10 protein-coding genes are annotated in these 10,965 nt (G+C 74.4%); 8 read left to right on the top strand and 2 right to left on the bottom strand.

Features of this window, described 5'->3' with window-relative positions:
- Positions 1-62: 62 nt before the first annotated feature.
- A complete protein-coding gene (locus PHK61_RS30415) occupies positions 63-329 on the bottom strand; it encodes a DUF2530 domain-containing protein (RefSeq protein ID WP_274284780.1) in 267 nt (88 codons plus the stop codon).
- 86 nt (positions 330-415) lie between these two features.
- Here PHK61_RS30415 and PHK61_RS30410 point away from each other — a divergent pair, with 86 nt between their 5' ends.
- The 4 genes from PHK61_RS30410 (at position 416) to PHK61_RS30395 (ending at position 4,831) form a co-directional block, all read left to right on the top strand.
- On the top strand, positions 416-1,852 hold the full coding sequence (locus PHK61_RS30410; RefSeq protein WP_420791461.1) for an NCS2 family permease: 1,437 nt from the start codon (positions 416-418) through the stop codon (positions 1,850-1,852).
- A 13-nt stretch (positions 1,853-1,865) separates the two neighbouring features.
- On the top strand, positions 1,866-2,942 hold the full coding sequence (locus PHK61_RS30405) for a nitrilase-related carbon-nitrogen hydrolase (RefSeq protein WP_274284779.1): 1,077 nt from the start codon (positions 1,866-1,868) through the stop codon (positions 2,940-2,942).
- Positions 2,943-3,190: 248 nt separating this feature from the next.
- Positions 3,191-4,321 (top strand): dimethylsulfone monooxygenase SfnG, encoded by a 1,131-nt coding sequence (sfnG, locus tag PHK61_RS30400; protein ID WP_274284778.1) that lies wholly within the window; start codon positions 3,191-3,193, stop codon positions 4,319-4,321.
- A gap of 72 nt (positions 4,322-4,393) precedes the next feature.
- Positions 4,394-4,831 carry a YybH family protein gene (locus tag PHK61_RS30395; protein WP_274284777.1) on the top strand — a complete coding sequence of 146 codons (438 nt, stop codon included), beginning with the start codon at positions 4,394-4,396 and terminating at the stop codon, positions 4,829-4,831.
- Here PHK61_RS30395 and PHK61_RS30390 read toward each other — a convergent pair.
- Positions 4,828-7,596, bottom strand: coding sequence for an ATP-binding protein (locus PHK61_RS30390; RefSeq protein ID WP_274284776.1), 2,769 nt, complete (start codon positions 7,594-7,596; stop codon positions 4,828-4,830). The two genes, PHK61_RS30395 and PHK61_RS30390, sit on opposite strands and share 4 nt — an antisense overlap.
- Before the next feature lie 124 nt (positions 7,597-7,720).
- Between PHK61_RS30390 and PHK61_RS30385 the strand changes: the two genes are divergently transcribed.
- The 4 genes from PHK61_RS30385 to PHK61_RS30370 all read left to right on the top strand — a co-directional run bounded on the left by PHK61_RS30385 (position 7,721) and on the right by PHK61_RS30370 (position 10,905).
- On the top strand, positions 7,721-8,014 hold the full coding sequence (locus PHK61_RS30385; protein WP_274284775.1) for an ArsR/SmtB family transcription factor: 294 nt from the start codon (positions 7,721-7,723) through the stop codon (positions 8,012-8,014).
- Positions 8,011-8,403: a VOC family protein gene (locus PHK61_RS30380; protein WP_274284774.1), complete on the top strand. Its 393-nt coding sequence runs from the start codon at positions 8,011-8,013 to the stop codon at positions 8,401-8,403. Before PHK61_RS30385 ends, PHK61_RS30380 begins: the two co-directional genes overlap by 4 nt.
- A gap of 85 nt (positions 8,404-8,488) precedes the next feature.
- Complete coding sequence (locus PHK61_RS30375) at positions 8,489-10,090, top strand: AMP-binding protein (RefSeq protein WP_274284773.1); 1,602 nt, start codon at positions 8,489-8,491, stop codon at positions 10,088-10,090.
- Entirely contained in the window at positions 10,087-10,905 is an 819-nt protein-coding gene (locus tag PHK61_RS30370) for a methyltransferase domain-containing protein (protein WP_274284772.1), read from the top strand. The genes PHK61_RS30375 and PHK61_RS30370 overlap by 4 nt, the downstream gene beginning before the upstream one ends.
- The last annotated feature ends 60 nt before the right edge of the window (positions 10,906-10,965 follow it).

Below are 10,965 nucleotides of genomic sequence, written 5' to 3'. Positions count from 1 at the left end.
CACCGCCTGCGCCAACCGACCACCCGTCAGCCGCATGTCACCAACGTGACGGCCGGGTACAACTAGAGCTTCTGGGCGCCCTTGACCCCGCGCCGGATCGCGCGGCGCTGCAGCGCGAGCACCACGAGGCCCACCGCGCCGAGCCCGACGCCGATGAGCGCCGCGACGAACCAGGCGTCGAGCGGGCGCACGCCGAGCGCGGCCAGCACCCCCAGGACGACCGCGACCGCCACCCACACCGCCGACCCCGCGAGGATGGCGGGGACCGGGTCGGTCCACCGGCGCGGCAGGGGCGGCGGCTCGGCGTGCAGGTCGAACCGTCGGGCCACGCCGAACACCCTACGTGGGGGGAAACCCCGCGGTGGGCAATCGAGATCACGTATGAAAGAGGTGTGGGACGGCAAACCTGCTCGCCGTGTTGCAGCGCTTCTTCCGCCTGAACGAGCGGGGGACCTCGGTCGTCCAGGAGGTCCGCGGCGGCGTCGTCACCTTCGTGACGATGGCCTACATCGTGGTCCTCAACCCCCTGATCCTCGGGAGCATCGACCCGGCCTCGCCGTCGGCGAAGCGCGACATCCTCGGGGCGACGCTCACGGTGCCGCAGGTGGCGGCGGTGACCGCCCTGGTCGCGGGCGTGATGACGATCGTCTTCGGCCTCGTCGCGAACTTCCCGTTCGCCATGGCGACGGGGCTGGGCATCAACACGCTGGTCGCGGTGACGATCGTGCCCCAGGTGAGCTGGCCCGAGGCGATGGGCCTGGTGGTCGTCAACGGCGTCATCATCGTGATCCTCGGCCTCACCGGCTTCCGGACCGCGGTGTTCAACGCCATCCCCGATCCACTCAAGATCGCGATCGCGGCCGGCATCGGCGCGTTCATCGCGTTCATCGGCTTCGTCGACGCCGGGTTCGTGCGCCGCCTGCCCGACGCCGCCAACACGACGGTCCCGGTCGGCCTGGGCATCGAGGGCTCGATCGCGTCGTGGCCCACGGCCGTGTTCTGCTTCGGGCTGCTGCTGACCGGCGTCCTGGTCGCGCGGGGCGTGCGCGCCGGCGTCCTGGTCGGGGTGCTGGCCACGACGGTGGTCGCGATCATCGTCGAGGCGATCGTCGCGGTCGGGCCCTCGAACGGCACCGACCCGAAGGGCTGGAACCTCGGCTACCCGGGGCTGCCGGACTCGATCGTCTCGCTGCCCGACCTCTCGCTCGTCGGCGACGTCTCGTTCGGCGCGTTCGCGCGGCTGCCCGCGCTCGCGGTCACGCTGCTCGTCTTCACCCTGGTGCTGGCCAACTTCTTCGACGCCATGGGCACGATGACCGGCCTCGGTCGTCAGGCGAACCTGCTCGACGAGAACGGGCAGCTGCCGCGCGTCGGGCGCGCGCTGGTGGTCGAGGGTGCCGGCGCGATCGCGGGCGGCGCGACCTCGTCGAGCTCCAACACCGTGTTCGTCGAGTCGGCGTCGGGCATCGCGGAGGGCGCCCGCACCGGGCTCGCCAACGTCGTCACCGGCCTGCTGTTCCTGGTCGCGATGTTCTTCACGCCGCTCTACGAGATCGTCCCGGTGGAGGCGGCCGCGCCGGCCCTCGTCATCGTCGGCGCCCTCATGATCGGCGGCGTCCGCGACGTCGAGTGGTCGGACTTCTCGGTGGCGCTGCCGGTGTTCCTGACGATCGTCGTCATGCCGTTCACCTACTCGATCGCCAACGGCATCGGCGCGGGCTTCATCAGCTGGGTGCTGCTGCGCACGGCCACCGGCCGCGTGCGCGAGATCCACCCGTTGATGTGGGTCGTGGCCGTCGCGTTCGTCCTCTACTTCGCCGTCACACCGTTGCGGGTGCTGTTCGGGCTGTGAGGTACTTGCCCCTGTGGTCCAGCGCAGTGTGATCGAGCCCTACCAAGTGGTCGGCCTCATCCCGACGATGCGCGGGATCCGGTACCGCGACGAGATCAAGGTCAACATCGAGCACCTCGAGCACCTGGCCAAGGCCGCCTCGTGGCTCTCGGCGATGGCGCTGCCGGTGCGGCTGATCACGATCCCCGAGGGGGCCCTGCAGGGCTTCAACGACGAGGTGCTCGATCACGACCACGAGTGGTTCGCCCGCGAGTGCGCGATCGACATCCCGGGGCCGGAGACCGACGCGCTCGGCCGGATGGCTGCCACGTGGGACGCCTACGTGATGGCGACGGCGAAGGCGCGCCACCCCGAGTTCCCCGGGCGGTTCTTCAACGTCGGGTTCGCGATCTCCCCGCAGCAGGAGATCGTGCTGACCCACTACAAGGTCGTCCCGCTGCTGCCCGTCGAGCACTCGGTGACGCCGCACAACGTGTGGGACCGGTGGGTCGAGCTCTACGGCGACGGCCTCGACGCGTTCTACCCGGTGGCCGACACCGAGATCGGCCGGCTCGGCATCATGATGGCGAACGAGGCGTCGTACCCGGAGAACGCGCGCGGGCTGGCGATGAACGGCTGCGAGGTCGCCTACCGCGGCCCGTACCCGCACCCGCACGCCGGCAACGGCTTCTACGAGATCCAGAACAAGGCGCGGGCGCTCGACAACAACATGTACGTGGTGGCCAACCAGGTCGGCACCTACTACCTGCACACCGACTCCGACGTCCCGATCGACACGTTCGGCTCGCCGAGCATGATCTGCGACTACCGCGGCCAGGTGGTCGGCGAGGTCGGGTACGCGGGCCACTCGACCTACATGGCCGGGACGATCGACATCCAGGCCCTGCGCGACTTCCGGTCCCGCGCCCAGTTCGGCAACTGGCTCAAGGACCTGACCACCGAGCAGTACCAGGCCATCTACCGCGAGCCGATCTACCCGAAGAACCTCTACCTCGACCGCACGCCCTACGACCACGCCGACTACCGGCGCGAGGTCACCGAGAAGCAGATCGAGCTGCTGCACTCCCGGGACGTGTGGCGACGGCCCTGATCCCCGGGTCGAGCACCCGCTCCGCTTCGTCTCCCGAGATGTGACCGAGGCCGGGCCCCGGTTGACAGGGCCGGGCGGTACCGGAAGCGTCGTCGGGCAATGGGTCGGGCACTCCTGACGCGCCGTCGGCACGTCGACCACGGGAAGCTCGCGACGTCTCTCTGTCGCTGAGCACCGTTCGTCCTCTCCTGCCCGTTTCCCGCGCGGTCCCGCGCGTCCCCACCCCCTCGACGAGGAGGCACCCCGCCGTGTCCGTCGGCATCCCGACCAAGCCGCTGAAGTTCGCCTACTGGGTCCCCAACGTCTCCGGTGGCCTCGTCACCAGCGGCATCGAGCAGCGCACCGACTGGAACTGGGACTACAACCGCGAGACCGCGATCGCCGCGGAGAACAGCGGGTTCGAGTACGCCCTGTCCCAGGTCCGCTACATGGCGAGCTACTCGGCGGAGTACCAGCACGAGTCGACCTCGCTCTCGCTCGCGATCATGTTGGCCACCGAGCGGCTCAAGGTCATGGCCGCGGTGCACCCGGGCATGTGGCACCCGGGCGTGTTCGCCAACTTCGGCGCCACCGCCGACCACCTGACGGGCGGGCGTTTCGCCACCAACGTCGTGTCCGGCTGGTTCAAGGGCGAGTTCACCGCCTTCGGCGAGCCGTGGCTCGAGCACGACGAGCGCTACCGGCGCACCGAGGAGTTCATCGCCTGCCTCAAGGGCATCTGGGAGCAGGACGACTTCACGTTCCGCGGCGACTTCTACCGGTTCCACGACTACTCGCTGAAGCCCAAGCCGCTGAACACCCCGGAGCGCCCGCACCCGGAGATCTTCCAGGGCGGGAACTCCACGGCGGCCCGCCGGATGGCCGGCCGGGTGTCCGACTGGTACTTCTCCAACGGCAAGGACGTCGACGGCGTCGTCGAGCAGCTCCACGACGTCAACACCGAGGCGGCGGCGAACGACCGCTCGGTGAACTTCGGGCTCAACGGCTTCATGATCGTCCGCGACTCCGAGAAGGAGGCCCGCGACACCCTGCGCGAGATCGTCGACAAGGCCAACAAGGACCAGGTCGAGGGCTTCCGCCAGGCCGTGCAGCAGGCCGGCGCGTCGGCGTCGGACGGCAAGGGCATGTGGGCGGAATCCTCGTTCGAGGACCTCGTGCAGTACAACGACGGCTTCAAGACCCAGCTCATCGGCACCGCCGAGCAGGTCGCCGACCGCGTCATCGAGTACAAGAAGCTCGGCGTCGACCTCAACCTCCTGTGCTTCCTGCACGTGAAGGAGGAGATCGAACAGTTCGGCGACAAGGTCCTCCCGATCATCCGGGAGAAGGAGGCCGAGCTCCCCGACGCCGAACCGGCCCCCGTGCTGGCGCAGGCCTGACGGGCGGGGACCCGCGCAACCTCGGGGTCGCGCCCCGACGTGCGCGCCGAGGGGGCGGCGCAGCCTCGGGGCATGACCACCCTCCCGGCGGCCACCGAGGCACCCGCCGACTTCCTCGCCTTCCTCGACCGCGTCGAGGCCGCGCTCGCGGCGATGTTCACCGGCGACCCGCAGCCGTACGCCGATCTGTGGCCCGAGCGCGACGACGTCACGCTCTACGGGGCCTGGGGCCCGATCGAGCAGGGCCGCGCCGACGTGACCCGCACGTTCACGTGGGTCGGCTCGCGGTTCAGCGACGGCGTCACGGAGCCCGTCGAGTACCGCGTCGTCGCGGTCAGCGGCGACCTCGCCCACACCGTCGGGTTCGAGCGCGGCGTCGTGCGCGTCGACGGCGGCGAGCCCGCGCCGATGGTGCTGCGGGTGACGCACGGGTTCCGGCGGATCGACGGCGACTGGTGGCTGACGCACCGCCACGCCGACTTCCCGCCCGCCGACCCCCGCACGCGCTAGCCGAGCCGGTCCGCGAGGTCGTCGCGCCCCGTGACGCCGAGCTTGCGGTACACGTGCCCGAGGTGTGTCTCGACGGTCTTGGTGGTGACGAACAGGGCCTGCGCGACCTCGCGGTTCGACAGCCCGTCGGCGGCGAGCTCGGCCACGCGCCGCTCGCCGGCGGTCAGCGCACCGACCCCGGTGACCGCGACCCGCCGTGGCCGCGCGCCCGCGGCGTGCAGCTCCTGGCGCGCCCGCTCCACCAGGCCCACCGCCCCGCAGCGCGCCGCGAGGTCCTGGCCCAGCGCGAGCTCGCCCCGCGCGGCGACGCGCTGGTTCGCGCGCCGCAGCGACGCGCCCAGCTCGACGTGGGTGCGCGCGAGCTCGAGGCGCGCCGGGGTCGGCTCCAGCAGCGTGACCGCCTCGCGCAGCGGCTCGACCGTCCCGCCGACCAGCCCGCGGGTGCGCAGCGCCATCGCCAGCGCCCGAGGTGCGGCGAACCGGCGCCCGGCGCGCACCGCCTGGTCGGCCGCCTCGACGGCCTCGTCCTCACGCCCGAGGGCGTGCAGCGCGCTCGCCACGCCGACCTGCCACGGCAGCAGCCCGGGGTGGTGGATGCCGCGGTGGGCGAGGCGCTCCCCGCACGCCCGGAAGTCGGCGACGGCGTTCCCGGGCCGCCCGCGCGCGAGGTGCAGGCGCCCCCGCGCGGCGAGCAGGTACGCGAGGTCACCGCGCACGCCGCTCGCGTCGAGCAGCGCCTCCGCCTCGTCCGCCCGCCCCCGCTCGACGAGGACGAGCACCAGCCACGCGACGGTGTAGCGGCGCGCGGCGTGGACCTCGTGCTCGGCGGCGAGGGCGTCGGCGAGGCGGGCGTCGGCCTCGGCCTCGGCGAGGTCGCCCGCGAGGTAGCGGGTCTGGGCGCGCAGCACGCTCGCGGACACGAAGTCGTACGTGGACCCGCGCCGCCGCGCGCTCGCCAGCATCCCCTCGGCACAGGCGCGCACGGGGTCGAGGTGGTCGATCGCGACCAGCACCATCGTCGCGGGCAGCACCACGCCGGGGTCGGGGGCGTGCGCCCGCAGGGTGGCCGTCAGGGCCTCGCGGGCCAGGTCGGCGGCGGCGAGGTCCCCGGTCTGCAGCCCGTCGAGGGCGGCGAAGGCGAGCAGCGCGGGCCCGCCCTGCGGGGGCAGCCGGCCGTCGCGGCGCAGCGTGCGGGTGAGCTCGGCGGCCGCCGCCCGGCGCGCCGGGTCGCGGCGGGCCAGGCTGACGGTCGCGGCGGCCAGCTCGGTCGCGAGCTCGCTGCCGTCGTCGAGCCCGGCGGCCGCCTCGTCGAGCACCTGCAGCGCGCGGTCGAACGCCAGCGTGACGCTCAGGGCGCGGGCGAGCTCGAGCGCGACCAGCCCGCGCCGGATCGGGTGCGCGGCGACGGCGAACGCCTCCTCGAGCAGCTCGACGCCCTCGCGGTAGGAGACGCGGGCGGTCGCCGTGCCGAGCTCGTGCAGCACCGCGGCGCGTTCCGGCGCCGGCGGCGGCTCCGCGACGGCACGCCGCAGGTAGAGGCACGCCGTCTCGGGCGCGCCCTTGGCCAGGGCCACCCGCCCGGCCTCGCGCAGCCCGGCGACGACGGTGGGGTCGCCGAGGGCCTCGGTGTGCAGCAGGTGCGCGGCGACGAGCTCGGCCGGCGCGTCCTCGGCGGCCAGGGCGTCGGCGGCGCGGCGGTGCGCACGGTGCCGCTCGGCGGGCCCCATCCGGTCGGTGACGGCCTGCTCGACCAGCGAGTGGCCGAACGCGAGCGGGCGCCCGGGCGCGAGCAGGCGCGCCGCGACGAGGGTCTGCGCCGCGCGGGCGACGCGGTCGGCGTCGAGCCCGGACACCGCCACGACGTGGCGCAGCTCGGCGGCGCCCCCGAGCACGGCGACGGCGTCGGCGACGGCGGCCGCGTCCGCCCCGGTCTCGCGCAGCCGGCGGGCCACGAACGTCGCGACGACGCCCGGCGCGAGCTCGCCCACCAGCTCGGCGGTGCGGTCCGCGGCCCCCGCCTCGAGCACCGCGTCGAGCAGGGCGGCGAGCAGCAGCGGATTGCCGCCCGTGGCCTCGTGGCACGCGGCGACGAACGCCTCGGGGGACTGCCCGAGCCGCGCGGTGACGAGCGCGCCGACCGCGCCCGGGCTCAGCGGGTCCAGGAGCAGCACCGTCGCCGCGTCGCGCAGCGTGTCCACCACGGCGGGCTCGACGTGCTCGACCGGGCTCTGGGCCGCGATGACCACGGCGACGGGCAGCTCGGCCAGCCGGCGCGCCACGTAGGCCAGCGCGCGCAGGGAGGGGGCGTCGGCGACGTGCGCGTCGTCGAGGACGAGGAGCACGGGCCCGCGCTCGGCGAGGTTCGCGACCAGCCAGTAGATGCCGTGCAGGGTGCTGGCGGTGTCGTGCTCACCCGGCTCCGCGGCGCCGGGGGCGACGGCGGGAGCGGCCAGCCGCGCCGCCCCGGCGAGGAGCTCCTCGCGATCGGTCCCGGTGAGCAGCGGCTCGACCAGGCCGCGCACGACGCCGAAGGCGAAGTCGCGCTCGAGGCGCCCGCCGCGGGCCGCGAGCACGGTGTCCCCGCCGGCGCACGCCCACGACCGCGCCGCGTCGAGCAGGCGGGTCTTGCCGATCCCGGGCGGGCCCTCGACCCACGCGAGCGCGCCGCGGCCCGCCCGCGCCGAGTCGACCACGGCGGCGAGGGCGGCGAGCTCGCGGTCGCGCTCGAGGATCGCGGTGCCGTGCGTCGCCGGCATCACGGCCATGCCGCCCCCCGTGCTCCCGCGCGTGCCCCCGCGCCCGACCGTAGAGCCCCGGGGCCGGTCGATCCAGGATCCGGACAGGCAAGTCGTCGCTTGCCCTTGATGGGCAAGCAGCTACTTGCCTATCGTGAGGTCTGTGGCCGACGTGTTCCGCGCTCTCGACGACGAGACCCGGCGTCTGCTCCTCGACGGGCTCGTCGCCCGTGGCGGCCAGACGCTCTTCGAGCTCTGCACGATGCTCGTGACCCGGCACGGCCTGTCCTCGACCCGCCAGGCGATCTCCCAGCACCTCGGCGTCCTCGAGGAGGCCGGGCTCGTCGTCACCGAGCGCCGCGGCCGCACCAAGCTCCACTGGTTCCGCGGCGAGCCGCTCGCCGCCATCACCGAACGCTGGCCCACCGACCGGGAGGACGCCCCATGAGAATCCGCCTGACCAGCATCTTCGTCGACGACCAGCGCGCCGCCCTGGCCTTCTACACCGACGTGCTGGGCTTCACCGTGCGCCACGACATCCCGCTGGGCGACGCCTCCTGGCTCACCGTCGTCTCGCCGGAGGACCCGGACGGCCCCGAGCTGCTGCTCGAGCCGGCGGGGCACCCGGCGGTCGAGCCGTACCGCGACGCCCTGGTCGAGGACGGCATCCCGCTCGTGCAGTTCGCCGTCGACGACGTGGCGGCCGAGTACGAGCGCCTGGTCGCGCGCGGCGTCACCTTCACCCAGCCGCCCACCGACGCCGGCCCGGTGACGGTCGCGGTCCTCGACGACACCTGCGGCAACCTCGTCCAGATCGTGTCCCCGCAGCCCGTCTGACGCTTTCTCGGGGTGCCTCCCCGACGCCCCCGGCCCGGTCCGGGAGTCCCCTGGTCGGGACCGCGTGCGCCCGAGGAGGCACCCCATGACCGTCCGCGCCAGCCGGTGGCCCGCCGTCCAGGTCCCCGACCTCTCGCTGCCCGAGTTCCTGCTCCGCGCGGCCGACGACCGTTCCGACGCGCCGGCGGTGATCGACGCGGCGTCGGGGCGCACCCTGACCTACGGCGAGCTGCGCCGCGACGTCCGGCGCTGCGCGGTCGGGCTGCGCCGGCGCGGGATGCGCCGCGGCGACGTCCTCGCGATCGTGGCGCCGAACAGCCCGGAATGGCTCGTCGCGTGCCTCGGGGCGATGGCGGCCGGCGCCGCCGTGTCGGGGATCAACCCGCTCTACACCGCCGACGAGATCGCCCCGCAACTGCGCGACCACGGCGCGCGGTACCTGCTGACGATCCCGCCGTTCGTGCCGCTCGTGCGTGCGGCGGCGGCCGGCCGGGACCTCGACGTCATGGTCCTGGGGGCCGCCGAGGGGGCGACGGCGTTCGCCGACGTCCTGGCGGACGGCGAGCTCCCCGACGGTCTCGTCGACCCCGCCACCGACCTGGCGCTGCTGCCGTACTCGTCGGGCACCACCGGGCTGGCCAAGGGCGTGATGCTGACCCACCGGGCGATGGTGACCAACGTCGAGCAGATGCAGACGCTCATGGCGCTCACCCCCGACGACCGGTCGATCGCCGCGGCGCCGTTCTTCCACGCCGTCGGGCTCGTCGTGGTGGCGGGGGTGGCGCTGCGCGCCGGCGGGACGATCGTCACGCTGCCGCGCTTCGAGGTCGACACCTACCTGGGCGCGATCGCCCAGCACCGCGTCACGGTCGCGGTCGTGGTGCCGCCGATCATCCTGGCGATGGCACGGCACCCGGCGGTGGCGCACCACGACCTCTCCTCGCTGCGGGTGCTCGGGTCCGGGGCCGCCCCGCTGGGCGCCGAGCTGCAGCAGGAGTGCGCCGACCGGGCCGGCTGCCCGGTCGGGCAGGGCTACGGCATGACCGAGGCCGTCGCCGCCATCGCGCTGTTCGACCCGTCGGTGCCGGTGGTGCCGGGCTCGGTCGGGGTGCTGCTGCCCGGGGTGGAGGCGCGGATCGTCGACATCATGACCGGCGGCGACCTCGGCGCGGGGGAGACTGGCGAGCTCCTGGTGCGCGGGCCCAACCTCATGACCGGCTACCTGAACAACGACGAGGCCACCGCGGCCACGATCGATCAGGACGGCTGGCTGCACACCGGCGACCTCGCCCGCTTCGACGATGCGGGCAACCTGTTCGTCGACGACCGGCTCAAGGAGCTCGTCAAGGTCAAGGGCCTGCAGGTGGCGCCCGCCGAGCTCGAGGCCGTCCTGCGCACGCACCCCGCGGTCGCCGACGCCGCGGTGATCCCGGTGCCCGACGAGCGCGCGGGCGAGCGGCCCAAGGCGGTGGTCGTCGCGGCGGGCGCGGTGACGTCGGCGGAGATCGTCGCCTTCGTCGCCGAGCGGGTCGCCCCGCACAAGCGGATCACCGAGGTCGCCTTCGTCGACGCCGTCCCCGTCTCGCCGTCCGGGAAGATCCTGCGGCGGCTGCTGGTCGCGCAGGAACGGGCCGGGGCCCTGCCGGCCGCGGAGCGCGCGCCCGAGCGGGCGGTGGCGGCACCGTGACCACGGTCGAGGGCGGCTACGCGCTGCGCCTCTCCGACGACGAGCTCACCCGCTACCGGCTCGCCGCGCAGCGGGCGCGCGAGCAGGAGGCCGACCTGTGGGAGCTCGCGGGGCTGCGGCCCGGCGCGCGCGTGGTCGACGTCGGGTGCGGCCCGGGCGCGATGCTGCCGGTGCTCGCCGAGGTCGTCGGCCCGCACGGTGCCGTGGCCGGTGTCGACGCCGACCCCGAGGCCGTCGCGACGGCGCGCTCCGTGCTCGCGAGGGCGGGCGTCCACCGCGCCGGCGTGCGGCGCGGGCGCGCCGAGGCGACCGGGCTGCCCGGGGGCAGCTTCGACGTCGCGATGGTGCGCCACGTCCTCGCCCACAACGGGGGCGCCGAGCAGCGCATCGTCGAGCACCTGGCGTCGCTGGTGCACCCGGGCGGGCACGTCTATCTGCTCGACGTCGACGCGGCCGCGTTCGGCGTCACCCCGGCCCTTCCCGAGATCGAGGACATGACCGAGCGCTACACGCGCTGGCACGCCGATCGCGGCAACGACGTGCGGGTCGGGCGGCGGCTGGCGGTCCTCGCCCGCGGCGCCGGGCTCGAGGTCGAGGCGTTCCGCGGGTGGTTCGAGATCGAGCCCCTGCCGGTGGGCATGCGGGGCCCGGCCTGGGCGGCGCGGGACACGCTGGTCGCGGCGGGGCTCGCCGACACCGCCGACGTGGCGCGCTGGGACGCGGCGGCCGCGGCCATGGACGCGTGGCCCGAGCGCCCCGAGCTGATCATGGCGATGTTCGCCGTGGTGGCGCGCCGCCCGGGCCAGGCGTCGTGACCCCGGACGACGAGGCCACGCGGGCGGGGATCCTGCGCGACCCGCGACGACCACCGCGAG

Origin of the sequence: Actinomycetospora lutea, from assembly GCF_028737205.1 — a bacterium.
In the GTDB taxonomy this organism is placed as follows: Bacteria; Actinomycetota; Actinomycetes; order Mycobacteriales; family Pseudonocardiaceae; genus Actinomycetospora; species Actinomycetospora lutea.
This window is presented reverse-complemented; position numbering and strand designations above follow the sequence as displayed.